22 protein-coding genes are annotated in these 26022 nt (G+C 75.4%); 9 read left to right on the forward strand and 13 right to left on the reverse strand.

Annotated features, from left to right (window positions below; translation table 11 throughout):
• Positions 1 to 61 precede the first annotated feature (61 nt).
• The 3 genes from ABT023_RS18140 to ABT023_RS18150 all read right to left on the reverse strand — a co-directional run bounded on the left by ABT023_RS18140 (position 62) and on the right by ABT023_RS18150 (position 2826).
• Positions 62 to 1480 (reverse strand): chitinase, encoded by a 1419-nt coding sequence (locus ABT023_RS18140; RefSeq protein ID WP_350886868.1) that lies wholly within the window; start codon positions 1478 to 1480, stop codon positions 62 to 64.
• Between the two features lie 134 nt (positions 1481 to 1614).
• Positions 1615 to 2358, reverse strand: coding sequence for a YidC/Oxa1 family membrane protein insertase (locus ABT023_RS18145; protein WP_350886871.1), 744 nt, complete (start codon positions 2356 to 2358; stop codon positions 1615 to 1617).
• Between the two features lie 168 nt (positions 2359 to 2526).
• Positions 2527 to 2826 (reverse strand): DUF6412 domain-containing protein, encoded by a 300-nt coding sequence (locus tag ABT023_RS18150; RefSeq protein ID WP_350886874.1) that lies wholly within the window; start codon positions 2824 to 2826, stop codon positions 2527 to 2529.
• A gap of 198 nt (positions 2827 to 3024) precedes the next feature.
• On the opposite strand from ABT023_RS18150, the gene ABT023_RS18155 reads away from it, so the two are divergent.
• The 4 genes from ABT023_RS18155 to ABT023_RS18170 all read left to right on the forward strand — a co-directional run bounded on the left by ABT023_RS18155 (position 3025) and on the right by ABT023_RS18170 (position 8137).
• Positions 3025 to 4173, forward strand: a complete 1149-nt coding sequence (locus ABT023_RS18155) for a carboxylate-amine ligase (RefSeq protein ID WP_350886876.1) — start codon at positions 3025 to 3027, stop codon at positions 4171 to 4173.
• Between the two features lie 120 nt (positions 4174 to 4293).
• A complete protein-coding gene (locus ABT023_RS18160) occupies positions 4294 to 5673 on the forward strand; it encodes an FAD-dependent oxidoreductase (RefSeq protein WP_350886879.1) in 1380 nt (459 codons plus the stop codon).
• Between the two features lie 83 nt (positions 5674 to 5756).
• Complete coding sequence (locus ABT023_RS18165; protein ID WP_350886882.1) at positions 5757 to 7178, forward strand: WGR domain-containing protein; 1422 nt, start codon at positions 5757 to 5759, stop codon at positions 7176 to 7178.
• Between the two features lie 77 nt (positions 7179 to 7255).
• Entirely contained in the window at positions 7256 to 8137 is an 882-nt protein-coding gene (locus ABT023_RS18170) for an aminoglycoside phosphotransferase family protein (protein ID WP_350886885.1), read from the forward strand.
• Here ABT023_RS18170 and ABT023_RS18175 read toward each other — a convergent pair.
• On the reverse strand, positions 8134 to 8940 hold the full coding sequence (locus ABT023_RS18175; RefSeq protein WP_350886887.1) for an Fpg/Nei family DNA glycosylase: 807 nt from the start codon (positions 8938 to 8940) through the stop codon (positions 8134 to 8136). The two genes, ABT023_RS18170 and ABT023_RS18175, sit on opposite strands and share 4 nt — an antisense overlap.
• A gap of 287 nt (positions 8941 to 9227) precedes the next feature.
• Between ABT023_RS18175 and ABT023_RS18180 the strand changes: the two genes are divergently transcribed.
• The 3 genes from ABT023_RS18180 (at position 9228) to rocD (ending at position 12440) form a co-directional block, all read left to right on the forward strand.
• Positions 9228 to 10043 carry a DMT family transporter gene (locus ABT023_RS18180; RefSeq protein ID WP_350886890.1) on the forward strand — a complete coding sequence of 272 codons (816 nt, stop codon included), beginning with the start codon at positions 9228 to 9230 and terminating at the stop codon, positions 10041 to 10043.
• Positions 10044 to 10410: 367 nt separating this feature from the next.
• Complete coding sequence (gene ddaH, locus ABT023_RS18185) at positions 10411 to 11226, forward strand: dimethylargininase (RefSeq protein ID WP_350887057.1); 816 nt, start codon at positions 10411 to 10413, stop codon at positions 11224 to 11226.
• A complete protein-coding gene (gene rocD / locus ABT023_RS18190) occupies positions 11226 to 12440 on the forward strand; it encodes an ornithine--oxo-acid transaminase (RefSeq protein ID WP_350887060.1) in 1215 nt (404 codons plus the stop codon). The genes ddaH and rocD overlap by 1 nt, the downstream gene beginning before the upstream one ends.
• 76 nt (positions 12441 to 12516) lie before the next feature.
• Here rocD and ABT023_RS18195 read toward each other — a convergent pair whose 3' ends face one another.
• Positions 12517 to 13659 carry an FHA domain-containing protein gene (locus ABT023_RS18195; RefSeq protein WP_350886893.1) on the reverse strand — a complete coding sequence of 381 codons (1143 nt, stop codon included), beginning with the start codon at positions 13657 to 13659 and terminating at the stop codon, positions 12517 to 12519.
• On the reverse strand, positions 13656 to 13949 hold the full coding sequence (locus tag ABT023_RS18200) for a 4a-hydroxytetrahydrobiopterin dehydratase (RefSeq protein ID WP_350886896.1): 294 nt from the start codon (positions 13947 to 13949) through the stop codon (positions 13656 to 13658). The genes ABT023_RS18195 and ABT023_RS18200 overlap by 4 nt, the downstream gene beginning before the upstream one ends.
• A 218-nt stretch (positions 13950 to 14167) precedes the next feature.
• Here ABT023_RS18200 and ABT023_RS18205 point away from each other — a divergent pair, with 218 nt between their 5' ends.
• The gene (locus ABT023_RS18205; RefSeq protein ID WP_350886899.1) at positions 14168 to 14944 is read left to right on the forward strand and encodes a hypothetical protein; all 777 of its coding nucleotides are present in this window, start codon (positions 14168 to 14170) and stop codon (positions 14942 to 14944) included.
• Positions 14945 to 15005: 61 nt separating this feature from the next.
• Here the strand turns inward: ABT023_RS18205 and ABT023_RS18210 are convergent, their stop codons facing one another.
• From ABT023_RS18210 to ABT023_RS18230, 5 genes are all read right to left on the reverse strand, one after another.
• Positions 15006 to 16055, reverse strand: coding sequence for a fatty acid desaturase family protein (locus ABT023_RS18210; RefSeq protein ID WP_350886902.1), 1050 nt, complete (start codon positions 16053 to 16055; stop codon positions 15006 to 15008).
• A 226-nt stretch (positions 16056 to 16281) separates the two neighbouring features.
• Positions 16282 to 19983, reverse strand: coding sequence for an SCO7613 C-terminal domain-containing membrane protein (locus tag ABT023_RS18215; RefSeq protein WP_350886903.1), 3702 nt, complete (start codon positions 19981 to 19983; stop codon positions 16282 to 16284).
• Between the two features lie 47 nt (positions 19984 to 20030).
• Complete coding sequence (gene cutA / locus ABT023_RS18220; protein WP_350886905.1) at positions 20031 to 20351, reverse strand: divalent-cation tolerance protein CutA; 321 nt, start codon at positions 20349 to 20351, stop codon at positions 20031 to 20033.
• A gap of 9 nt (positions 20352 to 20360) precedes the next feature.
• Complete coding sequence (locus ABT023_RS18225; RefSeq protein WP_350886907.1) at positions 20361 to 21383, reverse strand: 1-acyl-sn-glycerol-3-phosphate acyltransferase; 1023 nt, start codon at positions 21381 to 21383, stop codon at positions 20361 to 20363.
• The gene (locus tag ABT023_RS18230) at positions 21383 to 22216 is read right to left on the reverse strand and encodes a patatin-like phospholipase family protein (RefSeq protein WP_350886909.1); all 834 of its coding nucleotides are present in this window, start codon (positions 22214 to 22216) and stop codon (positions 21383 to 21385) included. Before ABT023_RS18230 ends, ABT023_RS18225 begins: the two co-directional genes overlap by 1 nt.
• 154 nt (positions 22217 to 22370) lie before the next feature.
• On the opposite strand from ABT023_RS18230, the gene ABT023_RS18235 reads away from it, so the two are divergent.
• Complete coding sequence (locus ABT023_RS18235; RefSeq protein WP_350886910.1) at positions 22371 to 23903, forward strand: serine/threonine-protein kinase; 1533 nt, start codon at positions 22371 to 22373, stop codon at positions 23901 to 23903.
• Positions 23904 to 23959: 56 nt separating this feature from the next.
• Here the strand turns inward: ABT023_RS18235 and ABT023_RS18240 are convergent, their stop codons facing one another.
• Complete coding sequence (locus tag ABT023_RS18240) at positions 23960 to 25018, reverse strand: glycosyltransferase (RefSeq protein WP_350887063.1); 1059 nt, start codon at positions 25016 to 25018, stop codon at positions 23960 to 23962.
• A 184-nt stretch (positions 25019 to 25202) separates the two neighbouring features.
• The gene (locus tag ABT023_RS18245; RefSeq protein WP_350886912.1) at positions 25203 to 25874 is read right to left on the reverse strand and encodes a BON domain-containing protein; all 672 of its coding nucleotides are present in this window, start codon (positions 25872 to 25874) and stop codon (positions 25203 to 25205) included.
• Positions 25875 to 26022 lie beyond the last annotated feature (148 nt).

Consider the following 26022-nt stretch of genomic DNA (forward strand, 5'->3'; position numbering starts at 1 on the left):
CCGCGCAGGGCGGGCCGGCGGTGGTGCGGGGGCGGTGGTGCGGGGTGGTGGTGCGGGCGGGTCAGGGCAGGGTGGACAGGTGCGGCTTGACGGTGCGGGCGAAGCCGTTGCCGTTGCTGACGTCCCAGTTGACCGACCAGGTCATCGCGCCCCGGATGCCCGGGTAGGTGCGCGGCGGGCGGAAGCTGCCGCAGTTGGTGCCCTTCGCCAGGCAGTCGAGGGCGGCGTTGACCACGCTCGGGGCGACGACGCCGCCACCGGCCGCGCCGGGGCCGGCGGGCAGGCCGAGCCCGACCTGGTCGGGGCGCAGCCCGGCCTCCAACTGGATGCAGGCGAGCGCGACGATGAAGTTCACCGTGCCCTGGCCGTACGCGGCGTTCTGGTCGCAGCCGAGCATCGCCCCGGAGTTGTAGAACTGGGTGTTGACCACGGTGAGGATGTCCCGGATGTCCAGGGCGAGCTTGAAGTAACCGCCGGCCGGGTTCTGCATGTCGATGGTCTGCGGGGCCATCGCGATGATCAGGCCGGTCCCGACCTTGGCCCGCAGGGCGCGCAGCGCCTGGGCCATGTACGTCGGGTTGAGCCCGTTCTCCAGGTCGATGTCGACGCCGTCGAAGCCGTACCGCTGGATGAGGGCGTACGTGGTGTCGGCGAAGGCGGTGGCCGAGGCCGCGTTGTTGACCGCGACCCGCCCGGTCTCGCCGCCGACGGAGAGGATGACCTTCTTGCCGCGCGAGTGCAGCGTCCGCACGTCGGCGGTGAAGTCGGCGTCGGTGTAGCCGCCGAGGGAGGCGGACAGGCCGGGATCGACGGCGAAGGTGACCGCCCCGGGGGTGGCGGTTGCCTCGGCGAAGGCGACCGCGACCAGGTCGTACTCGGCCGGGACGTCCCGCAGCCGCAGCTCGACCGCCGGGTTGTCGAAGTTGTGCCAGTAGCCGGTGAGCAGGTGCTTCGGCAGGCCGTCGGTGGGCGGGGCGGTGGTCGGGGGCGGGGTGGTCGGGGGCGGAGTCGTCGGGGGCGGGGTCGTCGGGGGCGGCGTGGTCGGGGGCGCGCTGGTCGGCGGCGCGGTCGTCGGGGTGGGGCCGCCGCCGCAGGGGACGCCGTTGAGCTGGCAGTTGGTCGGGCTGCCGGAGCCGGTGGCGAGGAAGCCGAACGACACCGACGCGCCGGGGGCGACGCCGCCGTTCCAGGAGCGGTTGGTGAAGGTGTACCGCTGGCCGGAGCTGGTCAGCAGGGCGTCCCAGTAGCTGCCGACGGTGGTTCCGGCCGGCAGGTCGAAGGTGACGGTCCACGCGGAGATGGCGGTGGCACCGCCGTTGGTGATCGTGTACTTGCCCTCCCAGCCGGACCCCCAGTCGGAGGTCTTGACGAAGTTCGCGGTGGCCCCGGCGGCGAACGCCGGCAGTGCCACCCAGGCCGCCCCGACGGTCGCGGCCACCGCCGTCACCAGGGCAAGGACAAGGGATCGGGAACGCTTCATGCAACCCTCCACGCCCGGACGGGCATTCACACTCATCAACGTTGGCGCTTATTATTAGGAGTATTAACTGTTTCTGTCCAGAGGGAGATGCGGCGTCGACCGGACCCGGTCGTCCGCCGAGGTCCGATCGGTGGTCAACGAGCCTCGACGGGTTCCGCTCGGGGGCGGCGCAACACCGCCTGCTCCACCGCCGTCCACGCCGTCGTGGTGACCAGGTAGAGCACCGCCGCCAGCGGCACCACCAACGCGACCAGCACGGTCAGGTACGGCAGCAGCGGGACCAGCCGGCCCAGGGTGGCCGCCCCCGGCCCCTCGGTCGGCGTGCCGGCCACGGTGACCCCGGCAGCCGCCGCGCGTCGCGCCCGGCGCGACGACCACCAGGCCAGCGCCACCAGCGCCGCCAGCAACACCCCGAACAGCGGGCCGGCCGCCCCGGTCAGGCCGTCGGAGAGGTGCCAGCCCAGCGGAACCCCGGCCAGCCGCTCGTCGAGCAGGCCGGTGCCGCCCTCGTCCGTGCTGAACAGCCGGTACATGATCAGGAAGAACGGGGCCTGGAGCAGGGCCGGCAGGCAGCCGGCGACCGGACTCGCCCCGGCCGACCGGTAGAGCCCGAACAGCTCGCTCCGCAACCGGGCCGGGTCGTCGGCGTACCGGCGTTGCAGGTCGCGGACCTGCGGGGCGAGGGCCGCGCGGCGCCGCTCCCCGCGCACCTGGGCCAGGGTGAGCGGCGAGACCAGCAGCCGGACGACGACGGTGAACAGAACGATGGCGACGGCCGTGGCGGCCCCGCCGGTCAGCGGGTGCAGCGTGTCGGCGAGCCAGGTGACGGCGGTGGCGGCGGTGCCGACCGCGCCGTGCAGCGGTGCGAAGGCGAGCATGGGTGACCCCTCGGTCCGGTTCCGGATGCCCCGACCGGCCCGGAAACGGACGCGCGGCGGGACGGACGACGGCGGAGGCGACCTGATGGCGGGGGGCGACGCCGACGGGGAACACCCGTCCGTCACCCCGGGGGCCGACGCCGACGGAGGCCGGCGCGGCCCGGGAAGCTACCCGGCCGCGGGGCCCGGCCCGGGCGCGCGGGGTCGGGGACGGCCGGCGGCGTCCGGGTCGACCTGCCGGGGAACACCCCGACGCCGGGCGCGTTCCCGCAGGCCGACGCCGTGCCTGGCGGCCCTGGCCGGCGGGCCTGCCGCCATCGGGAGCCGCCCGGCGAGCACCACGGCGAGCAGCACGGCGGCGGCCACGGCCGCCCCGGCCAGCAGCTCGGCCGGGCGGTCCGCGAGCACGATCAGGTGGGTGAGCGCGTACGCCCACATCCCCGTCACCGTCAGCAGCAACCCGCCCACGCGACCACCCTAGGCCTCGCCGTCCACCCCGAAGGGCGGAACGTTCCGCCCGCGACGCGGGGCCCGGCAACGGGGAGGCGGAACGCGAGCGGCGTGCCGGCGGGCGACACGCGGGCGACGGAGTTTCCCCGCACCGACACTGCGGGTACTGGCCGGTCACGTCGCGGCACGGCGCCGCGGCCGGCACGGAAAGGGACGGTGAGGACGATGAGCGGTTCAGTGGTGCAGCGGGAACCGAACGTGGCCCCGGGCGGCACCGACCTGCTCACCGTCGGCGTCGAGGAGGAGTTCCTGCTCGTCGACCCGCACACCGGCGCCGCCGTACCGGCCGTCGACCTGGTGATGGAGCAGGTTCCGGCCGAGCTGCGCGGCCAGGTCGAGCGCGAGTTCCAGACGAGCCAGATCGAGATCGGCAGCCCGCCGGGGCTGGAGCTGTCGTCGATCCGGCACTCCCTGGGGGTGCTGCGCCGGGCGCTGTCCGAGGCGGCCGAGCGGGCCGGCGTACGGGTGCTGGCCATCGGCACCGGACCGGTGGACGGCCCGGTGCCGCCGGTGGTCGACAAGCCCCGCTTCGACCGGATGATCGAGCGGTTCCGGCTGCTGGTGCCCGGCCCCGGCAACAACGGCATGCACGTTCACGTCGGGGTGCCGGACCCGGAGACCGGCGTACGGGTGCTCAACCACGTCCGGCCCTGGCTGCCGATCCTGCACGCGGTGACGGTCAACTCCCCGTTCTCGGCCGGCGTGGACACCGGCTACGCGAGCTGGCGCTCCGTGGAGTGGGAGCGGTGGCCGTCGGTGGCGCCGACGCCGTACCTGGAGTCGCACGAGCACTACGAGCGGCTGATCCGGCAGCTCATCGCCAGCGGCGTGATGCTCGACGAGGGGATGCTCTACTGGTACGCCCGGCTGTCGGCCAAGTACCCGACGGTGGAGCTGCGCATCGGCGACGTCTGCCCGTCGGTGGACGACGCCGTGCTGGTCGCCGCCCTGGTCCGAGCCCTGGTGGCCAGCGCGATGACCGACATCGCCGAGGGCCGGCCGCCGGTGCGCACCGACCACCACCTGCTGGTCGCCGCGCACTGGCGGGCCGCGCACGACGGGCTGGAGGGCGACGGGGTGGATCTGACCGACGGCGAGCTGCGCCCGGCGTGGGAGCTGCTGGACCGGCTCGTCGAGCGGCTCCGCCCCGAACTGGAGCGGCACGGCGACCTGGCCGAGGTGACCGACCTGCTCGGTGGGCTGCGCCGGCACGGCACCGGGGCGGCCCGGCAGCGGGCGGTCTTCTCCCGCACCGGGAACCTGGTCGACGTGGTGCGGGACGTGGCCCGTCAGACCCGTGGCTGAGCGCCCGACCGCACCGACGGCCGGGCGCGGGACCGCACGGACCGCCGGGCGCGGCGGGGTCGGGTGGGCGGCGCGGCGGGACGGGCTCGGCGGAAAGCGTGGCGTGACAGGATGGTCGGCGTGGCGCAACGGTTGATCGTCATCGGCGGGGACGCCGCCGGCATGGCGGCGGCCTCCCAGGCGCGTCGTCGCCGCGACCGTTCGGACCTGGAGATCGTGGCCTTCGAGCGGGGGCACCACACCTCGTACTCGGCGTGCGGCATCCCGTACTGGATCAGCGGCCTGGTCACGGATCGGGACCAGCTCGTCGCCCGCGCCCCGGCCACCTTCCGCGACGAGTTCGACATCGACGTCCGGCTGCGGCACGAGGTCACCGCGATCGACCTGGACCGCCGGGAGGTGGTCGCCCGTGACCTCGACCGCGGCGGCGAGGTCCGCGAGCGGTTCGACGACCTCATGTACGCCGCCGGAGCGGTGCCGACGACACCCGGCTGGGCCGACACGGACATGGGCGGCGTCTTCGGCGTGCAGACCCTCGACGACGCCGGGGCCCTGCGCGACTGGCTGGACGGCGACCCGACGCCCCGGCGGGCGGTGGTGGTCGGCGGCGGCTACATCGGGGTGGAGATGGCCGAGGCGCTGGTCCAGCGCGGGCTGTCGGTCACCCTGGTCGAGAAGGCCGACCAGCCGATGGCGACCGTCGACCCCGACATGGCCGCTCTCGTCGCGACGGCCATGCGCGGCATCGGCATCGACATCCGTACCGGCGTGGGGGTGACCGGGCTCGACCAGCGCGACGGCCGGGTGTCCGCGGTGGTCACCGACGACGGGCCGCTGCCGGCCGATGTCGTGGTCCTGGGCCTGGGGGTACGCCCCAACACCGCCCTCGCCGAGGCCGCCGGCCTGCCGGTCGGCCCCTCCGGCGGGATCCGGGTGGACCGGCGGATGCGGGTGGTCGGGGCGCCGGGGGTGTGGGCGGCCGGCGACTGCGTGGAGAGCCTGCACCTGGTCAGCGGCCTGCCAGTGCACGTGCCGCTGGGCACCCACGCCAACAAGCAGGGCCGGGTCGCCGGGATCAACCTCGGCGGCGGGTACGCGACCTTCCCCGGGGTGATCGGCACGGCCGTGACGAAGGTCTGCGAGCTGGAGGTGGGGCGCACCGGCCTGCGCGAGCGGGACGCCACGGCCGCAGGCTTCGAGTTCGTCTCGGTGCTGGCCGAGTCGACGAACCGGGCCGGGTACTACCCGGGGGCGCGGCCGATGACGGTGAAGCTGATCGCCGAGCGCCCCGGCGGGCGGCTGCTCGGCGCGCAGATCGTCGGCTGGTCGGAGGCCGCCAAGCGGATCGACACCCTGGCCGTGGCGCTGTGGAACGGCATGACGGTGGACGAGATGACCGCCCTCGACCTCGGCTACGCCCCGCCGTACGCGCCCGTCTGGGACCCGGTGCTGATCGCGGCCCGCAAGGCCGTCGACGCCCTCGACCGCAGCCGGGGATAGACCGTTCCTTGTCGGGGGGCACGGTTAGCGTGTGCGCTGTCGCGGTGCCGGGTCCGGCGCTCTTCCCCCCGAAAGGCGATCCCATGTCGCAGGAGACTACCTACCTCGAACTGTCCGAATCGGACGGTGCGGCGCACAAGTTCTACGAGGTGATGGTGGACGACACCGCGCTGACCGTGCGCTACGGGCGGATCGGCGACCAGGGCCAGGTGAAGACCACGGCGTACCCGGACAACCTGCGCGCCCGCGCCGCCGCCGCGAAGAAGATCGGGGAGAAGGTCCGCAAGGGGTACGCCCCGGCGGTGCCCGGCGCCCGCCAGAAGCGGCCCGTCTCCCGACGCCAGATCGTCAGCACCCGCTCGACCGCCCGGACCGCCCCGGTGCTGTGGCGGTACGCCTCGGGCGCGCCCGCGTTCGGCATCTTCGTCGACGGGCGGCACTGCATGGTCGGCAACGAGCACGGGGTGATCACCACCCTCGACCACGACGCCCGGCTGCTCAACCAGGTCCGGCTCCCCGACGGGGTGAAGTGCATCGTCGCCGACGACGCCTGGGTCTACGCGGGCTGCGACGACGGCAACGTCTACGACCTCTCCGGCAAGGTGCCCCGGGCTGCGTACGCGATCGCCCCCGACATCGACATCTACTGGCTGGACATCCACGACGGGGTGCTGGGCGTCTCCGACGCCGGCGGCGGGATCGCCGCGATCGACCACGAGGACGAGTTCCTCTGGCGGCGGCCGGGGCGCGGCCGGGGCGGGTGGATGGTCCGCTGCGATGCCGACGCGCTCTACCAGGGCCACTCCCAGGGGGTGACCGGCTACGACTGGCGCACCGGGCGGGAGCTGTGGCACACCCGCACCGGCTCGGTGCTCTTCGGCTGGCAGGAGCGCGACGCCGTGTTCGCCGGCACCGGCACCCGCGAGGTGGTGCGGCTGCGCAAGGACGGGCGCGCCGAGCGGACGTACCGCTGCGACGCCGCGGTCTTCTCCTGCGCCACCGCCGAGGACGGCCGGTACGTCTTCGCCGGCGACAACCAGTCCTCGATCTACTGCTTCGACGCCGCCGGCAACCGGCTGTGGAAGCTCGGCACCGGCTGCGGCTCGGCCTACTCGATGCAGTACCACGACGAGCGGCTCTACGTGGTCACCACCGGGGGCTACCTGGCCTGCGTCGACGCGAGCGAGCCGGCGATCCGGGCCGCCGAGGCGGGCAGTGTGCCGGAGGTGGTGGACGTCAAGGCCCCGGCCCGGCTGCCCGAGCCGGCGGCCTGGACCACGGTGGAGGTCACCACCGAGGAGCGGGACGGCGTGGTGGTGCAGTGCGTCGACGAGGGCGGCCGGCTGCGCGTCCACGTCCTCTCCGACGGCTACCACCGCGACTGGTCGGTGCAGTTCCCCAAGGGCATCCGCGAGGCCGGGGCGCGCTACCTGATCACCGAGGTCCGCCCGGCGGGCCGGGGCGGCTTCTACCGCGCGTACGGCGACATCCGCCGGCTGCGCTGAGCGGGCTCTTCCTGTTCCAGGCGGTGGCGGGCATTAACCGGTGGTGCCGACCGGCCGGTCGGGTCGAGGATGGTCCGATGGGCGGGCGGCTGGAAATCCCCGAAGGGCTGCGCTGGACCGAACGCGTCCCGGCCGGCCGGGCCTGGCTCGCGGCGCTGCCGGACCGGGTGGCGGAGTGCGTCGACGGGTGGGGGCTGCGGCTGTCCGGCCCGCCGTTCCCGTCCGCGTTCGCCTCGCTGGCGTTGCCGGTCGAGCTGCCCGACCGCACCCGGGCGGTGCTCAAGCTCCAGTACCCGGACGCCGACAGCACGCACGAGGCCACCGCCCTGTCGCACTGGGCGGGCGACGGGGCGGTCCGGCTGCTCGGGCACGACCCGGGCCGGCGGGCTCTGCTGGTGGAGCGCTGCGCCCCGGGCACGCCGCTGCACGCCCTGCCGCCGGACGAGGCGCTGGACGTGGTCGCCGGGCTGCTGCCCCGGCTATGGCAGCCGGCCGGCACGCCGTTCACCCCCCTGGCCGAGGAGGCGGCGGGCTGGATCGAGCAGATGCCGGCGGACTGGGAACGGGCCGGCCGGCCGTACGAGCGGCGGCTGCTGGACGCCGCACTCGGCCGGCTCGCCGAGCTGATCGGCACGCAGGGCGAGCAGGTGCTGGTCAACCAGGACCTGCACGCCGGCAACGTGTTGCGGGCCACCCGGGAACCGTGGCTGGTGATCGACCCGAAGCCGCTGGCCGGCGAGCGCGAGTTCGGGGCGGTGGCGATCGTCCGGGGGCAGGAGCTGGGCCACTCCCCGGCGGCGGTACGGCACCGGCTGGGCCGGCTCGCCGCCGAGCTGGGCCTGGACGCCGAGCGGGTCCGGGGCTGGGCGATCGGGCACACCCTGGCCTGGAGCGTCGCCGAGGACGCGGTGTTCGGCCACCAGATCGAGACGGCCCGCTGGCTCGCGGAACTGGGCTAGCGCTGGCAGGTGGGGCACCAGTAGAGGTTGCGGCCGGTCAGGGTGCCGCGGAGCACCTCGTCGCCGCAGACGTGGCAGGGCTGGCCGGGGCGGCGGTAGACGTACACCTCGCCGCCGTGCCGGTCCACCCGGGGCGCCCTGCCGGTGGCCTCCGGCAGGTGGGCGTCCCGGACGGTGTCGATCCGGCCCACCTCGACGGCCCTGGTCATCAGGTCCACCAGGTCCGCCCACAGCTCCCGCCAGAGCGCCGGGGTCAGCGCCCGGCCGGGCAGCAGCGGCGGCAGGCCGGCCCGGAACAGCGCCTCCGTGACGAAGATCAACCCCGTGCCGGCCACCACCGACTGGTCGAGCAGCAGCGCCGCGAGCGGGGTCGGGCTGCGGGAGATCCGGGCGTACGCGCGGGCCGGGTCGGCGTCGGCGCGCAGCGGATCGGGGCCGAGCCGGTCGCGCAGCGCCACCACCTCGTGCGGGGTGAGCAGCTCGCAGGCGGTGGGGCCGCGCAGGTCCAGCCAGTACGCGTCGCTGGTCAGCCGCAGCCGCACCTGGCCGACGGGTGGGGGCGGCTCCCCCGGCCCGTCGGTGACCCTCCCGTACAGGCCCAGGTGCACGTGCAGGGTCAACTCGTGCGCGTAGTGGTGCAGCAGGTGCTTGCCGTACGCCTCGGTGTCGTCCAGGACGGTGCCGGAGAGCCGAGCCGCGCCCTCGGCGAAGCGGCCCTGCGGGCTGGCGGCCTGCACCTTGTCGCCGGCGAACAACTCGGCGTGCCGGGCGGCGAGGCGGTGAATGGTGTGTCCCTCTGGCACGCCCGCAACGGTAGCTCCGGATGCCGGAGCCGGTTCGTGCCGGGCCCGCCCTGGACCGAGCCACCCGCCGCCTCCGACCGCCGGGCGGCCGATCCGTTGTCGACATCAGTTCCACAGGACGCACGGCGGCACCCGCCGACTGAGCGGCGTGGGTCTCAAGGGCAGGCCGGTCCGCCCCACCGGTGACGGGGGTGTCGGCGGCTCGGCGGTTGGGTACCTCGGGGGCGTACCGCGTGGCTGCCACTGGCGCTTCCCAGTCCTCCACGCATTGACCAGGAGGTGATGAGGTGAAGATTCCTTCGCTGTTGTCGCGCCGGAGCGAGCCGGCGACGACGACTTCCGACAGCAACGGCGACGGCCACGTCGACGAGTTCGAGAGGGCCGTCGCGACGGACACCGGCAGCCGCCCCGCCGGGCGGCCGGTGCTCACCGACCGCGGCGACGAGCAGGCGACGTACCGCAGCGGCACCACCGCCAGCGACGGCGAGCGGGCCTCGGACGCGGAGCGAGAGGCGGCGGAGCGGGCAGCCCGCGCCCGCGCGGCGACCGCCCGCGCGGCGACCGCCCGCACCCCGGACGGCGAGGCCCAGCGGCCGACCACCGGCCCGTCCACCGCGACGGCCGCCCCCACCACGACCGGATCCCCCGCCACGACCGGCTCCCCCACCAAGAAGCCGGACCTCGACCTCGACCTCGACCGGGACCGCACCGCCGACCGGCCGACGCCGGTTGACCGCGCCGACGGCGAGACCCGGCCCGCGCCGGTGGCGGCCGGGCCGAGGCCCCGGGCCAGCCTGCTCGCCACCCTCGGCCTGATCGTCGGCGTCGCCGGGGCGCTCGCCGTGCTGACCGGGACCCTCGCCGGGTACGGCATCGCGGTCGGCGTGCTCGGCGCGGTGCTTTCCGTGTTCGGCCTGCTCGCCACCCGGCGCCGGCACATCGCCGGCAAGACCGACGCCCTGCTCGGCATGGCCTTCGGCATCGCCGCCGTGGTCCTCGGCGTGCTGGCGATGACCGGCCAGTTCGACTGGCCGACCACGGACGGCGACTGGGTGCAGCGGCTCCGTGAGTGGCTCGACTCACAGTTTGTCGACCGGTTCTGACGGGCACTTTGATCTCAGCCGGCGGTTCGCCGGCCCAGCCCGACCAGTACTGGTGGTTCACCAGCCGGGCACATCCTCTTTCGGGGGGCGGCGGTTCGCCGCCCCCCGAAGCACGTCCGGCCCCGACTCGCCCCCACGGTGCCCCCCTCGCCCGGGCCCGCAACTGCAAGATCGGTGCGGGAGGGCGGAGTGGGGGTGCGCAAGGAATCGTCGGGCGGGTCCTCGTATACGCAATGATCAGTCGGTCGACGCAAGTTCCACCGGTGGATGTCGTCGACGCCGGACGCATACCGTTGGGCCACGGCGCCAGCCCCGTGGGCCGAAGGTGGCCGGGGCGCGCCCGACCCCTGGGAGCAGGACAATGACGATGGACGCCACCAGCCAGCGCTTGCTGATGTGCCGGCCGACGTACTTCGCCGTCGACTACGCGATCAATCCGTGGATGGACCCCACCGCGCCGGTCGACGCCGACCTGGCGATCCGGCAGTGGGAGGAGCTGCGCGGGATCTACCGCGAGCTGGGCCACACGGTCGAGGAGATCGCCCCGCTGCCCGGCCTGCCCGACATGGTCTTCGCCGCCAACGGCGGCACCGTGATCGACGGCCGGGCGATGGCCGTGCAGTTCCGCGACCCGCAGCGCGCCGACGAGGCCCCCGCCTACCGGGCCTGGTTCGAGGCCGCCGGCTTCGAGGTGTACGACCCGAAGCACGTCAACGAGGGCGAGGGCGACATCCTGCTGGCCGGCGACGTCCTGCTGGCCGGCACCGGGTTCCGCACCGCGCACGCGTCGCACGCCGAGCTGCAGGAGGTGTTCGGCTACCCGGTCGTCACCATGCAGCTCGTCGACCCGCGCTTCTACCACCTGGACACCGCGCTCACGGTGCTGGACGAGCACACCGTGGCGTACCTGCCGGAGGCGTTCTCGCCCGGCAGCCAGGCCGCGCTGCGCCGGCTCTTCCCCGACGCGGTCCACGCCACCATGGCCGACGCCGAGGTGCTGGGCCTGAACGCGGTCGGCGACGGGCGGCACGTGGTGCTGCCCGCGCAGGCCACCGACCTGGCCGCGAAGCTGCGCGACCGGGGCTACGAGACCATCGGTGTCGACCTGTCCGAGCTGCGCAAGGCCGGCGGTGGACCGAAGTGCTGCACGTTGCGGCTCCGTCAGGGAAAGGCGAGCAATTGATCGTGGATGACAGGCTGCGGACGCCGGGCGCGGTCCGGGACGCCGAGCGCTTCACCGCGCACAACTACCACCCGCTGCCGGTGGTGATCACCTCCGCCGAGGGGGTTTGGCTCACCGACGTGGACGACCGGCGCTACCTGGACTGCCTCGCCGGCTACTCGGCCCTCAACTTCGGCCACCGGCACCCTCGGCTCATCGCCGCCGCGCACGCGCAGCTCGACAAGCTGACCCTGACCAGCCGGGCGTTCGTCCACGACCAGTTCGCCGACTTCTGCCGCGAGCTGGCCGAGCTGTGCGGCAAGGACCTGGTGCTGCCGATGAACACCGGCGCCGAGGCGGTGGAGACCGGGATCAAGGTCGCCCGCAAGTGGGGGTACCAGGTCAAGGGCGTGCCGGCCGGGCAGGCGAACATCGTGGTGGCCGAGGGGAACTTCCACGGCCGCACCACCACCATCGTCAGCTTCTCCACGGACGAGGACGCGCGCGCGGACTTCGGGCCGTACACCCCGGGCTTCACGGTCGTCCCGTACGGCGACCTGGATGCGCTGGCCGCCGCCATCGACGAGAACACCGTCGCCGTGCTGCTGGAGCCGATCCAGGGCGAGCAGGGCGTGGTGGTGCCGCCGGAGGGCTACCTGCCGGGCGTGCGCCGGGTCTGCACCGAGCGGAACGTGCTCCTCGTCGCCGACGAGATCCAGTCCGGCCTGGGCCGGACGGGCACCACCTTCGCCTGCGAGCACGAGGGCGTGGTGCCCGACATGTACCTGCTCGGCAAGGCGCTCGGCGGCGGCATCGTGCCGGTCTCCGCGGTCGCCGCGAACGCCGACGTGCTGGGGGTGCTGAAGCCGGGCCAGCACGGCTCCACCTTCGGCGGCAACCCGCTGGCCTGCGCCGTCGCCACCGAGGTGGTCCGGCTGCTGGCCACCGGCGAGTTCCAGCGCCGCTCGGCGGAGCTGGGCGAGCGGCTGCACGCCGGCCTCCGGTCGCTGGTCGGCAAGGGGCTGGTCGCCGTCCGGGGCCGGGGCCTGTGGGCCGGCCTGGACATCGACCCGACGCTGATGACCGGCCGGCAGGCCTGCGAGCGGCTGATGGAACGGGGCGTGCTGGCCAAGGACACCCACGGCTCGACGCTCCGGCTGGCCCCGCCGCTGGTGATCACCGCCGAGGAGATCGACCACGCCGTGGCCCAGCTCGCCGCCGTGCTGGCCGGCTGATCCTCCCGTACGACAGCGGCGGGCGTCGGGACCACGGTCCCCGCGCCCGCCGTCGTCCGCCCGCCCGGCGGCCCGGTCAGGGCCGGGGCAGGCGCATCGCCATGGTGGGGGCCTCGGCCATCACCGAGGTGGGGGTGAACGGGGCGCCCGTCGGAAGCTCGTCGGCACGGCCGATCTGCACCCCCGGGTACAGCTCGATCATGTCGTTGGCGGAGAGCACCCGGGACTGCTGCGGCTTCAGCGGAATCCGGTCCGACTCGGCCATCGAGCCGGACGGGCGGATGCCCGAGCCGTTGGTGCTGACATCGGTGACGATCACCTCGCCGACCCGCAGCTCGAACCGGACGTGGCCGCGGCTGATCCAGCGCCGCGCCTCGTCGTTGAGCCACTGGCCGAGCACGATCCCGCCCTGCTGCTCCGGCGCGCGCCCGACCAGCACCGACTGCCCCTCGGTGAGCACGAACCGACGGCGGATCAGCCCGCCGACGCGCACGGCCAGCACCTCGGTACGCGGGCGCGGCCCGGCGTCGCCGAGCCGGGCGCCGTGCCGTGGGCAGGTCGGCACCCCGCCGCGCAGGGTGGGCGGCGGCTGCCCGGCCGGGGCCCGCTCCGCCCGGAGGTCGGCGAACGCGCCGCCCCCGCCGCCGAAGAGGGCGCAGCCCGGCTCGGGGCAGCGCCACTGCCGGGCGAGCAGCTTCGCGCCGGTCGCCGAGCGGGTGCCGGGGACGGGCACGTTCCCGCCGCCGACGTGGGCGATGAACACCGGCCCGCCCGCCCCCGGCACCGGGGCCAGCACCCGGCCCGGCTGCTCGACCGCCCAGGGGAACCGGCTGCGCACCCCGTCGAAGCGTCCCCGGCTGAGCACCGGCAGCCCGAGCAGGTCGGCGACCTCCAGCATCCGGTCGCCCGGGTTGTCGAGCACCTCCACCAGGCCGTCGTCGGCCCAGCGGCGGACCACCATCCGCTCGTTGGACGTCAGGTCGGCGTCGGAGAGCAGCGCCCGGTGCACGATCGCGTAGACCGGGACGCTGTCCTCCTCCAGGTCGCGGGCGAGCGCGTCGATCACCATGCCGAGCCGGAGCAGGTTCGCCGGCCGGCCGCCGTCGAGGTCCTGGTAGCGGATCACCTCGGCCAGGTCGAGGACGGCGCGGGCCAGCGACGGGTCGGTGCAGACCCGCCCCTCGATGGCGTCGAGCACCTTGCTGATCTCGAATCTCATCGGGCACTCCGGACGATGTCGTCGATCCGCCGCGCCAAATCCAGGTCACGCTCGGTGACCCCACCCGCCGAGTGGGTGACGCAGCGGAAGGTGAGGGTCCGCCACCGGATGTCGATGTCGGGGTGATGGTCCAGCTCCTCGGCCACCTCGGCGACCCGGTCGACCACGGCGATCGCCGCCGGGAAGCTGCCCAGCTCGGTGGTACGACTGATCCCGGTCGGGTCCCCCGTCCAGTCCGCCAGGCCGCCCAGCCCGTCTCGCACCGCCTCTGCGGTGAGCACGTCTGCCATGGCCCCGACCCTACCGGCAGGGCCGGGTGACCGGCTCTCCCACCACCTCGTCCACCCCCGTCGACCTGCGCGGACAGGCTGGGCAGGGCACGGAGGCGGGCGAGGGTGGCCCGCCGACGGGCCAAAGGCTGTCGCCCCGGCCCGCTACGCTGGCCCGCGGCCCGGCCGGGCAGCCACACACCGCCGCCCGGCCCACCCTTCACGAGGAGTGATCCACAATGAACACTCGACGGCTGGCAACCACGGGGGTTGCGCTCGTCGCCGCGTTCGGTCTCGGTCTCGGCCTCACCGGCTGCGGCAACCAGGACGGAGGGGACGCGCCGGCCGGCAACGGCAACACCGGCGCGAGCGCGGCGCCCGCCAGCAGCGCCCCGGCCGACGCGCTCGCCGAGCTCACCGCCGCCGCGCTGAAGCTGAACGAGCAGAGCGTCCGGGTGGACATCAAGTCCTCGGTCATGAACGGCGGCGGCCTGATGGACCCGCGGAGCAAGTCCGCCGACATGACGCTGGACCTGGGTGCCCAGGGCGGCAAGATCCGCATGATCACCATCGGCGACGACATGTGGCTCAAGGCGAACAGCATCTCCAAGAAGTGGCTGCACATGGACGCCACCAAGCTCGGCGCCAACGGGCAGCTGAACCTGATGCCCGACGGCGACCCGGGCGGCGCCAAGAAGATGATCGGTGGCGTGGTCGAGGTGAAGAAGACCGGCGAGGGCGCCTTCTCCGGCACGCTGGACTACACCAAGGCCAACCCCGACGACAAGGACATCAAGGCGCTCGGTGCGAAGGCCAAGGCCGTCCCCTTCACCGCGAGGACCGACGCCGAGGGGCGGCTCGTCGAGCTGGACGTTGACACCAGCGTGCTGCTTGCCGCGCTGGGCAAGATGACCACCACGTACTCGGACTTCGGGGCCACCGTGTCGCCCGAGAAGCCCGCGGCCGGCGAGACCGAAGAGGCGCCGGAGTCGCTGAAGAAGGCGTTCGGCGGCTGACCTGCGCGGAGCACCGGGACGGGGCGGCGCCGGTCGGCGCCGCCCCGTCGCGCGTCCGGGCTCAGCCGCGCAGCGGACGCCCCACCTCGTGCAGGTGGGCGAGCGCCTGCCGGTACGACTCGACCAGCCCCGTCTCCGCGTACGGCAGGTCGAGTTCGGCGCAGTACGCCCGCACCAGGGGCTGGGCCCGGCGCAGGTTCCCCCGGGGCATGTTCGGGAACAGGTGGTGCTCGATCTGGTAATTCAGCCCGCCGAGCGCCACGTCGATGAACCGGCCGCCCCGCACGTTGCGTGCGGTGAGCACCTGCTTACGCAGGAAGTCGAGGTCGTCGTCGGCGGTCGGCATCGGCATGCCCTTGTGGTTCGGGGCGAACGCGCACCCCATGTAGAGCCCCCACAGGCCCTGGTGGACGGCCACGAACGCCAGCGCCTTCCCCGGCGACAGCACCGCGAACAGCAGGCCGAGGTAGCCGACGGCGTGCGCCGCGAGCAGCACCCCCTCGACGGCCCGGTGCCGCATCGGCGTCGCGTACCGGCCGTCCGGCCCCCGGGCGATCAACGCCCGCACGCTCGCCACGTGCAGGGCCAGCCCTTCCAGCAGCAGCATCGGGAAGAACAGCCAGGCCTGCCGGCGGGCCAGCCGGCGGCCGAACCCCCGGGTCACGGCGGCCTGCTCGTACGTCCAGACCAGCGCCCCGGCGCCCACGTCCGGGTCCTCGTCCTCATGGTTCGGGTTGGCGTGGTGGCGGTTGTGCTTGTCGACCCACCAGCCGTAGCTGAGCCCGACCGCCAGGTTGCCGGCGAGCAGCCCGGTCACCTCGCTGGGGCCCCGGCGGCGGAACATCTGCCGGTGCCCGGCGTCGTGCCCGAGGAACGCCACCTGGGTGGTGGCCACCGCCAGGACGGCCGCCACCGCGAGCTGCCACCACGAGTCGCCGACCAGCGGCACCGCCACCCAGCCGGCGACGAAGGCCGCCACGGTCAGCACGATCCGAGCCGCGTACCCGCCGGGCCGGCGGTTCAGCAGGCCCGCCTGGCTGATCCGCCGGGACAACTCCGCATAGTCGCTGCCCCGCCTGGCCGGCCGGTCCACTGTCGCTGCACGCACCATCTGGGCTCCCGCGGCTCCGCACCCAGGCACGCCGGACGGCGTGCCCTACCGTCAAGTCTGCGGGCAACCGATTGCGCAGCGTAACCCGGGCCACCCCCGTCTCCGGGGTAGGGCGTGCCCTACCCCGGCCCGCCCGGGCTCCCTGCGCCCCGCCCCGCCGTGCCCCGCTTCCTCCGGCTTCGTCCTGTTCAACGCGCGTGCCCGCACGCGCGGAACGCCGACGGGTTCACCCCATCCGGCCGACCACCGCCCGGAGCCTGGCCAGATCGCGCCGGCGTCGCTCGTAGGTGGCAGCCAGGCCGATCAGGGCCAGCCCGCCGACGGCCAGGAAGATCCAGCGGGGCAGCAGGTCCCAGCTACGCACCAGCTCGTGCAGCGCGAGCAGGGCCAGGGTGATCCCGCCGAGCAGCGCCGGCGCCTGCCAGCGGCGGGCCGACCCGGCCAGGACCACGGCCAGGGCGCCGGCCCCGAGCAGCAGCCGTCGCCAGGGCTGCGGCTCCGGCGCGAACAGCACCGACACGAGGCCGGGCAGCAGCGCGGCGGCCAGCCCCGGCCCGAGCGCGAGCCAGCTGTTCAGGCCCGGGCGGGTACGCAGCGCCACCACCCCGGCGGCCAGCGCCACCCCGGCCGTCGGCAGGGTGTACGCCTCCAGCAGCACCACCCCGCCCGCGCCCAGCAGCAGCCAGGTGCCGAGCAGCTCGCTGCCCCCGGCGACGCCCGCGAACGCCCACCGCCGCCCGGTCGGCTCGCCGCGGCGCAGCAGCCGCAGCCCCACGGCGACCCCCCAGAGCACGCAGACCGCGGCGGCGTGCCGGGGCGACCCGCCGGCCAGCAGCACGGCGAGCAGGGCGACGGCCTGGGCGGCGACGTCCAGCGCCGGGCCCCGGGCCGGGTCGCGCCCGGCCGGCAGCGCGGCGGCGGCCAGGACCAGCACCGCGACCGCCAGCACCGCGAACGAGGCCGAGCGCAGCGGCAGGCTGGCCGCCAGCGCGGCGGTGACCGCGAACCCGGTCGCCGCGCCGACCGCCACCAGGGCCCCGCCCAGCCGGACCGGGCCCACCCGGCCCCCGACGGCGACCACCGTGGCGACCACGACCAGCGCGCCGAGGCCGGTGAGGGTGCCGGCGCGGGTGGCGAGCAGTCCGGCCAGCCCGGACGCGGTGGCCACCAGCCCCACCGGCACGGTGACGGGGACGAGCAGCGGCCGGGGCCCGGCGAGCGCGGCGGCCAGCAGGGCGGCCAGCCCGGTGAGCAGGAGGACGGCCGGCACCACCGGCCACGGCGTGCCTGCGGCGGCCAGCAGCACCGGCAGCGCCGCTGCGGCGAACGGCACCGCCGGCAGCCATGCACCGACCACGGCCGCCCCGCCAACCGTCGCCCCGGGTCGCTGCACGCCGTCCGGCGGCCCGACCGGCGTCCGGTTGGCCCCCGCACTCTCACGGAAAGAGGGGGCGTGGGACGCCGAATGGCCGCGTTTTCCGAGAAAGTGCGAGGGCCGGCCCGCCAACGCCGCCGCCAGGGTGAGCACGAGCAGGGCCACGCCGGCCGGGGCGGCCCCCGGGATCGTTCCGCCGATCGGCGCGCCGGACCAGGGCAGGGCCGGCCCGCCGTGCGGGGCCACCAGCGCCGCCACGATCACCGGGGCGGCGGCGAGGAGCGCGACCACGAGCAGCCCCAGGCCGGCGACCCTGGGCGCGCCCGGCCCGGCGAGCACCGTCAGCAGCACCGCCAGCGCGGCGTAGAGCGCCAACGGCTCGTCGGCCCGTACGACCAGCGGCGCCAGCCCGGCCAGCGCGGACCCGACGGCGAAGGCGGTCGAGGCGTAGCCGGTCAGCTCGGGCCACCAGCGGCGAACGGCGAGCAGGCCGCCCAGCGCCAGCCCGACGGCGGCCAGGGCGGCCCGCGCCTGCCACCAGGGCGCCGCCCCGGCCGCGAAGCACGCGACGGCCACCGCGCCCTGAAAGGCCGGCAGCGCGGCGGCCAGGGCCGCCCCGGCGACGCCCCGGCCGACGCCGGTTGCCCGGCGGCCCCGGGCGGCGACCGCCGTCCCGAGCAGCACGACCGCGCCGAGCAGCACCGCCTCCCCGGCCGGCGTGGCCAGCCCGACCAGGAGGGCGTGCCCGACCAGGGCCCCGCCGGCGACCGCCGCCACCAGCGCCTCCCACCAGGGCCGGGCCCTGGTGACCGCGTACAGCAGCAGGGCGGCTCCGACGACCAGGTCGGCGGCGGGCACCGCCGGCCACGGCACCGGCCCGACGCCCGTGAGCGCGAGGGTGCCGAACGCGACCGCGACCACCCCGGTGACCGGCCTCGTCACCCGGGGCAGCAGCGCCGCCAGCGCCACCGCCGCCAGCACCACGGCGACCGGGACCTGCCACCCCCACGACAGGTCCGGACCGGCGCCGACGCCCCGCCACGGCGGCAGCGCCCTGCCCACCGCGACCCCGCCGAGCACGACCGCGAGCAGCGCGGCGACGTGGGCGGCCCCGGTGGCCACCACCAGGGCCCCGACCCGGGGGCCGGGCCCGACCAGTCGGGGCAGCGGCCGGACCGCGCCGACCAGCACGAGGGCGATCAGCGCCGTCGCCACGGTCAGCAGGTTCGGCCGCAGCTCCGCCACCGGCCGGAGCAGCGCCAGGGCGAGCACCGGGACCACCGCCCCGGCCGTGATCGCCCGGAACAACCGCCCGCCGGCGACCAACGCCGCGCCGAGCAGCGTCAGGGCCACCAGCAGCAGCGGCCCCCCGGCCAGCAGCGGCGTGCCGGCGACCCGGCCCAGGGCGAGCGGTACCAGCGCGCACCCCGCCGCGACGGCCAGCGCGACACCGTGACCCAGCCAGGCCAGCACCCGCCCGGCAACGACGGCCGTCGTTGCCACCGCCGGCCCCGCACCCCCCGCCGGCACCGGACCGGTCGCCGCGCTCGGCACCCCCACCGGCCCGGGACCGGCCACCGCAACCTGACCGCGCCCGCGCAGGGCGGCGACCACGCCCAGGTTCAGCGCTGCGACGCCGACGGACACCAGCGTCCACCCGGCCGCCGAGGGGCGGGCCGGGGCGGCGAGCAGGGGCAGCACCGGCTGCACGGTGAGCAGCGCCGCGAACCACGGCACCGCGAGGCGGGTCAGCCGGCCGTAGCCGGCCGCCAGCGCCGCGCCGGCCCCCCCGACCAGCGCGGCGTAGCGGGCCGCCGACCAGCCGGTCACCCCGAACAGGTCCACCGACCAGGCGGCGTACCCGTCGAGCACCACCAGCAGCAGCCCCACCGCGGCGAAGGTCTCCGCGGTGCCGCGCAGCCCACGCCGCGCCAGCAGCGGCGGGACGGCCAGGGCGAGCACGGTGAAGGCGAGCAGGATCAGCGCCCTACCGACGACGCCCACGGCGGCCCACGCCACCGCCGTGAAGACCACCGCCGCGGTGCCGAGCAGCAGGCCGCCGAGGACGAAGAGCAGCCCCTGCACCGTCCGGGTGGAGGCCTCCGCCCCGCCGACCGGCGCGGCCGGCACCGACCGCTGCGGCGGCACCGGTCCGGGCGACCCGGCCGGCACCGGTCCGGCATTCCACACCGCCGGGACCGCCAGGGGACCGGCGGGACCGACCGCGGGCGCGGGAACGGGCCGGGCGGGACCGACCGCGGGCGTGGGTCCGGCGGGCGGCGGCGCGGCCTGGCGCGGGGCGCCGACCGGGGTCGCCGCCCGCACCCGGGCGGCCAGCTCCGCCCGGCGGGCCTGCGCCGACCGCACCGCCCCCACCAGTTCGAGGTACGTCCGGCGGGCCTGCTCCGCCCGCCCGGCGAGCAGGACGATCTCCCGATCGAGCCGAATCACCTCGGCGGCGGCCGGGTCGGGTGCCCGGCCGCAGCGCCGGCAGCCGACGCGCAGGTCGGCGGGGGCCCCGCACCCCGGGCAGGGGTAGCCAGTGGTGTCCACGCGGCCATCATGCCGACCGTGGTCCGCCCCGCCCAGAGTGCGGGTACTCAGGGACGGGTCTGCTCGTGCACCCAGGCCGCGTAGTCGGGGTTGCCGCTCTCGGTCCGGGTCACCAGGATCTCCGGCACCTCGTACGGGTGGGTGGCGCGGATCTGATCGACCAGCGCGTTCACCCGGTCCGGCGCGGTCTTGAACAGCACCGACCACTCCGAACTGGTCTCCACCGCGGACCGCCACCAGTAGGTGCTGTCCACCTGGCCGCCCACCTGCGCGCAGGCGGCGAGCCGGCCGGCCACCGCGGCTGCCGCAAGAACGTCCGCGACGGAGCGGCTGTCCACCACCGTCGTCACCACGCTGATCTGCTCCACGACCGCACCCTACGCGGCGTCGGCCCCGTCGTGGTGCGCCGCGATCCATTCGTCGATCCGCGCCCACCAGTCGAAGAGCCAGTCGATGCGCTCCTGTTTGCCGACGGGGACCTCCTCCGGCGGCACGGACCAGAACCGCATCACGATCCGCTTGTCCATCGGCAGCTCCCGCCAGACGTCGGTGACGGTGAGCATCCGGTCCAGCCCGGTGTGCGCGACGAAGATCACCCCGGCGTCCGGGGCGGCGTCCAGGGCTGCGAGCAGCCCGCCGGGCTGCGGCGCGAGCACGTGCTGCATCCGTTCGGCGCGCAGCGCCATCCGCTCCAGCCCCAGGGACCGCAGCCGGGCGATGGCCCGCAGCCTGCGACGCGGGGTGAAGTTGCCGCCCTCCGGGAAGATCACGAACGCGTCGTTGTCGTCCAGCCCGGTGGCGAGATGGCCGATCTGCTCGGCCACCGACCCGTCCCGGTTCCGGGCCGGGGCCAGGAACCGGGACGGCAGCCGGTTGAGCAGCACGTCGATGGCCGGGTCCCACTGGAGGCTGTCCTTGAGCACGATCCGGGGCTCCCGGTGGAACCAGTTGACCAGCGCGTGGATCAGGATGAACGAGTCGCCGGGCCCCGCGTGCCGGCAGAGCACCAGCTCGGGTCGGCCCGGCAGCGCCGTGTCCGGGTCGGTGCCGACCACGTCGATGCTCAGCCGCAGCGTCCACCGGGCCTGCCAGAAGAGCACCCGGAGGAACCACCCGGCGAGCACGTAGTGCGCCCGCTGGAACGGCGGCGTGCGCTTCCACACCCCGAAACCCGAGGCCAGCCAGAGCGCGAACAGGGCGAGCAGCGCCGCCGCGTCCCAGACCAGGTAGACGCAACCGATCCAGAGCAGCCGCAGGGGCCGGAGCCGACCCGGCACCAGCGGGGACAGCGCCAGCGCGGCGAACGCCCAGACCGGCAGGGTGGTCACGACCAGCACCGCGAGCAGCACCACACCGGGTGCCAGCAGCAATCGGCGTACCCACCGGGGTGGCAGCGGCATCAGCGTTCCAGGTGGGTGGCCAGGTAGCGGCGGGAGGCGGTGTACGCGCGGCTGATCCGCCGCCCCACCGCCGCCATGTCCCGGTACGCCCACGGGCTGTCCTCGCGGGGGCCCGGCCCCCCGGTCGGCAGCACGTGCACCTGCACCCCCTCGGGCAGCGCCGCCATCTCCCGGGCGAACCGGTGCCGGCGGGCGATCTCGAACGCCACCTGGGCGATCTCCCAGGGCCGCCGGGGCGGGGTCAGCTCCCGCTCGATCCGGCCCACCTGGAGGACGAAGATCTGCCGCGCCCCGACGGCCACCGCCTCGCCGATCGGGATGGAGTTGACGATCCCGCCGTCGATGTAGTGCTGCCCACCGATCTCGGTGGGCGGCAGCAGCCCCGGCACCGAGGCGGAGGCGAGCACGGCGGGCACCAGCGGCCCGCTGTCGAACCAGTACTCGGCGGCCCGCTCGATGTTGGCCGCGCAGCACCGGAACGGCACCCGCAGGTCGGCGAACGTGGTCTCCTCACCGAGTTCCGCCTCCAGCAGCCGGCGCAGCGGCCGGGGCGAGTGCAGGTGGGTGCGGGCGGCGAAGCGGCGAAGCTGCCGGGCCACCGAGTCGCCGTACACCTCGCTGGCCTCGGGGGAGGCCCAGAGCCGGACCAGCCGGTCGGTCACCGCCTCGGTCGGGTCGGCGGCGACCAGCGCGCCGTTAACCGCGCCGATCGAGGTGCCGAGCACCAGATCGGGCCGGACGTCGGCGCGGAACAGGGCACGCAGCATGCCCACCTCGACCGCGCCGAGGACTCCCCCGCCGCCGAGCACGAACGCCACCGGACCGCTGACCATGCCGTCCATCCTGGCACGGCCCGGCCGGTCGGCCATCCACCGCCCGAGCTGCCACCGGCCACGGGCCGGACGGGTGGAACCGGACGGCCGTTGACACGCTGGACACATTCGCGCAACCTGATACCGCCCCGACACCAGGCAGGTGCGCTCCGTGATGGCAACACTGCACGCCGGAAGGCTGCTGGCCCGTAGGTACCGGCTCATCGACCAGATCGGTGCCGGTGGCATGTCGGTCATCTGGCGTGCCCGGGACGAGGTGCTGGACCGCACGGTGGCGCTGAAGGTGCTCGCCCCCTCGCTGGCGGCGGACGCCCGGTTCCGGGACATGGTCCGCGAGGAGGCGCGCAGCGCCGCCCAGCTCGTCCACCCGCACGTGACGGCGGTGCACGACTACGGCGAGACGCTCGCCCCGGACGGCAGCATCACCTCGTTCGTGGTGATGGAGCTGCTCGCCGGGGAGGAGCTGGAGTACCGGCTGACCGAGGGCCCGCTGCCCTGGCCGAACGCGGTCGAGATCGGTGCCCAGGTGGCGGAGGCGCTGGCAGCGGCGCACCGGCTCGGCATCGTGCACCGGGACATCACCCCGGCCAACGTGATGATGACCCCGGTCGGCGCCAAGGTGCTGGACTTCGGCATCGCCACCCACATCGGCGCGCCGGACGAGGACGAGGACGGCGGCACCTTCGGCACCCCCGCGTACGTCGCCCCGGAGCGGCTGGACGGGGCACCGGCGCAGCCCGCCACCGACATCTACTCCCTCGGGGTGCTGCTGTACGAGATGCTGACCGGGCGGGTGCCGTACCCGGCGGACACCTGGGAGCAGCTCGGCGCGGCGTTGGGCACCGGCGACGCCCCACCTCCGCTGGAGGTGCCGGCGCTGCCGACCGAGGTGGCCCGTATCTGCCTGCGGTGTCTGTCCCGGGAGCCGCGGGACCGGCCCTCCGCGCACCGGGTCGCCCTCGCGCTACGCGATCAGCTCCTGCCGGCCGACCCGCAGGCCGCCACCATGCTCGCCCCGACCGTGACCCTGCCGTCGATCGTCGGCCCGCCCGAGCCGACGCCGGTCGCCGGGCCCTCCGGGCCGCCGGCCGCCGCCGTGCCGGCCGCGTCCACTCCGGACGTGGCACCGCCGGGCGGGGGCGGGCGGCGGCGCGTCCGGTCGGATCGTCGCCGCTGGCCGGTGCCGGTGCCGGTGATCGCGGTGGGGGTCGTGGTGGTCACCGGGCTGGCGCTGCTCCTGCCGACGGTGACCCGGGACGCGGACCCGCCGCCGCCCGGGGCCGCCCCGACCGGCGCCCCGACGGTGGCGGCATCGACGGCCGCGCCGGATCCGCCCCTGAGCGCCCCGACCGTCACGCCCCGGCCGCCCGGCGGGACGCGGCCCGCCCCGTCGGCGGTGACCACGCCGCCGACACCGTCCGGCGGAAGCCTGGCCGAGGCGGCCAGCCGGGTCGACCAGCTCATCGAGGCGGGGGTGGCCGACGGCGGGATCCGCACCGACGTCGGCACGGACCTGCGCAACCTGCTCGGCCACGTCACCGCCGCGGGCGGCCGGGACGACCTGGCCGGCGCGGTGCGGCGGGCCCGCGACAAGGTCGCCGACCGGCGGCGCGAGGGCAGCATCACCCCGGCGTACGCCCGCCGGCTCGACACGGCCTTCCAGCAGCTCGGCGTGACCCGGGTCTGACCCGTCGGGGTCGGTACGAGGCAGACCGACCGGGCGGCGTGCTCGGGGCGACCCGGTCAGCGGGCGGTGACGGGGACCGGCCTGCGGGTCGCTGCGCGCCCGGAGGTGCCGAGAAAGCTCCGGTACACCGCCTCGTAGCCCAGGGCCATCCGGGAGGTGGAGAAGTTCTCCGCCACGTGTGCCACGCAGGCCACCGGGTCCAGCCGTCCGGCCTGCCGCAGCGCGCCCGGCAGGTCTTCGGGGCGGTCGCAGACCAGGCCGGTCACGCCGGGGCGGACCAGCTCCGGCACGGCCCCCCGGCGCAGCGCCACCACCGGCGTGCCGGTCGCCATCGCCTCCAGGATCACCATGCCGAACGGCTCCTCCCACTGGATCGGCATGATCAGGCAGTGGGCGTCCACGAGCATCCGCAGGGTGGCGTCCCGGTCCGCGTTGAACACCACGGTCACGTCCTCGTCGAGCATCGGCTCGACCACCTGCTCGTAGTACCGGCGCTCGGCGGGCTCGTTGCACTTGCCGGCGAGCACCAGCGGCAGGCCCGCCGACCGGCAGGCCCGGATCGCCACGTCGGGGCCCTTGTCGGGGCTGAACCGGGCCAGCCAGAGCACCGGGCCGCGGCCCGGGACGGCCTTGTGCGGCACGTCCCAGGTGTCGAGCGCGTTGTGCACGGTGCCGACCCACGGCAGCCCCGGGTTCAGCCGGCGCTGGGTGTGTGAGATGGCCACCAGCCCGACCCCGTGGTCGGTGTTGCCGAGCACCGTGCCGTACTCGCCGACCGGGTTGCCGTGCACGGTGGCCACGGTGGGCACCGCCCGGCGGCCGGCGACCAGCGGCCCGATGGTGGTGTGGTCGTGCACGAGGTCGAAGTCGTCCGACCCGACGAGGCGGTCGACGTGGGCCAGGTGGGCCAGTTCCGGCAGCGACTCGCCGAGCCGGTCGTACTGGAGGTCGTCGCAGGTGGAGACGTATCCGGCCCGGGTGCCGTGCTCCGGGCCTGCCCCGAATACCGTCAGCGCGTGCCCCAGCTCGGTCAGCGCGTCCACCAGCCCGGCGACCACCTGTTCCAGGCCGCCGTAGCCGGGGGGTGGCACGGGCAGCCACGGTGGGACCACCATCGCGATCCTCAGCGGGTGCTCCCCCGAGCGGTCGGACGGCAGGTCGTTCACGGCCACGAGTCCTCCCCGTTGGTCCCAGTGCGCGTGATCGGCGGCGCTTTCCCGGCTGGAACGGTGGTCAAACCGGCCGCACGGCGGGCGGCGCCGGTCGCCCGGCCCGGTCCACCAGCCGGTGCCGGCGCCCCTAGCCGACCACCACGAGCCGGTCGTCGACGGCTCGAACCCCCGGGGTCGACCAGGCGATCCGTTCCGCCTCGTCCCGTTCCCACCAGGAGCGGACCACGCCGGTGAGGACCACGGTTTCGCCGCGCACCCGGGCCTGTACCCGCGCGGTGCCGAGGATCCGGGACACGGCCCGCTGCACGTCGTGCCGGGCGCGTTCGCCGGTCGGCCGCCTCGCGGGGCGGACCTCGACGAGGTTGGTCACCCCGCGCACGCCCCGCAGCCGGCGCAGCTCCCGTTCGGCGGTACGCCGCTGCCAGCCGAACTCCACCTCGCCCCGCAGGATCAGCCACCCGTTGGCGGCGGTGACGTCCAGCCGTTCGGCCGGCACGAAGCTGTCCCATTCCAGGGCCCGCCCGGCCGCGAGGGCCAGCTCGGTGTCGGTCTGCCCGGGGACGTCCGACGGGCGTACCTCGATGTCGTCGGCGACCGCGCGGACGCCGCGGATCCGCTGGGCGCACCGTACGGCTGCCCAGCGGTGGGCGTAGCTGTCCACCGAGCCGGTGAGGGTGACCACGCCGTGCAGCACGGCCACCCCGACCACGGTCGGCGGGACCTGGGGGTCCCAGTCCAGCTCCGCGAGGACGTCGCGGTGGATCTCCGGATCGGTCCGGACGCTCGTCGCCGTGTCCATGTGGTTCCCCCTCCCGTGCCACCCCGCGCACGGTCACCGTGCCCGGCGAGGGGGTGAGACCGGCTCACCCGGATCGGGTGGGGGACGCGCCGGAACAGGGAGAGGGCGGTGGGTGACGGAGCCAACCCCCTTGGCTCCGCCACCCACC

Origin of the sequence: Micromonospora sp. NPDC002296, from assembly GCF_040296145.1 — a bacterium.
Classification (GTDB): Bacteria; Actinomycetota; Actinomycetes; order Mycobacteriales; family Micromonosporaceae; genus Micromonospora.

Coding starts and splice junctions, on each gene's coding strand:
- ABT023_RS18140 (WP_350886868.1), bottom strand. CDS start 1,480: ATGAAGCGTTCCCGATCCCTTGTCCTTGCCCTGGTGACGGCGGTGGCC.
- ABT023_RS18145 (WP_350886871.1), bottom strand. CDS start 2,358: ATGCTCGCCTTCGCACCGCTGCACGGCGCGGTCGGCACCGCCGCCACC.
- ABT023_RS18165 (WP_350886882.1), top strand. CDS start 5,757: ATGTCGCAGGAGACTACCTACCTCGAACTGTCCGAATCGGACGGTGCG.
- ABT023_RS18170 (WP_350886885.1), top strand. CDS start 7,256: ATGGGCGGGCGGCTGGAAATCCCCGAAGGGCTGCGCTGGACCGAACGC.
- ddaH (WP_350887057.1), top strand. CDS start 10,411: ATGGACGCCACCAGCCAGCGCTTGCTGATGTGCCGGCCGACGTACTTC.
- ABT023_RS18195 (WP_350886893.1), bottom strand. CDS start 13,659: ATGAGATTCGAGATCAGCAAGGTGCTCGACGCCATCGAGGGGCGGGTC.
- ABT023_RS18200 (WP_350886896.1), bottom strand. CDS start 13,949: ATGGCAGACGTGCTCACCGCAGAGGCGGTGCGAGACGGGCTGGGCGGC.
- ABT023_RS18205 (WP_350886899.1), top strand. CDS start 14,168: ATGAACACTCGACGGCTGGCAACCACGGGGGTTGCGCTCGTCGCCGCG.
- ABT023_RS18210 (WP_350886902.1), bottom strand. CDS start 16,055: ATGGTGCGTGCAGCGACAGTGGACCGGCCGGCCAGGCGGGGCAGCGAC.
- ABT023_RS18225 (WP_350886907.1), bottom strand. CDS start 21,383: ATGCCGCTGCCACCCCGGTGGGTACGCCGATTGCTGCTGGCACCCGGT.
- ABT023_RS18230 (WP_350886909.1), bottom strand. CDS start 22,216: ATGGTCAGCGGTCCGGTGGCGTTCGTGCTCGGCGGCGGGGGAGTCCTC.
- ABT023_RS18235 (WP_350886910.1), top strand. CDS start 22,371: ATGGCAACACTGCACGCCGGAAGGCTGCTGGCCCGTAGGTACCGGCTC.
- ABT023_RS18240 (WP_350887063.1), bottom strand. CDS start 25,018: ATGGTGGTCCCACCGTGGCTGCCCGTGCCACCCCCCGGCTACGGCGGC.
- ABT023_RS18245 (WP_350886912.1), bottom strand. CDS start 25,874: ATGGACACGGCGACGAGCGTCCGGACCGATCCGGAGATCCACCGCGAC.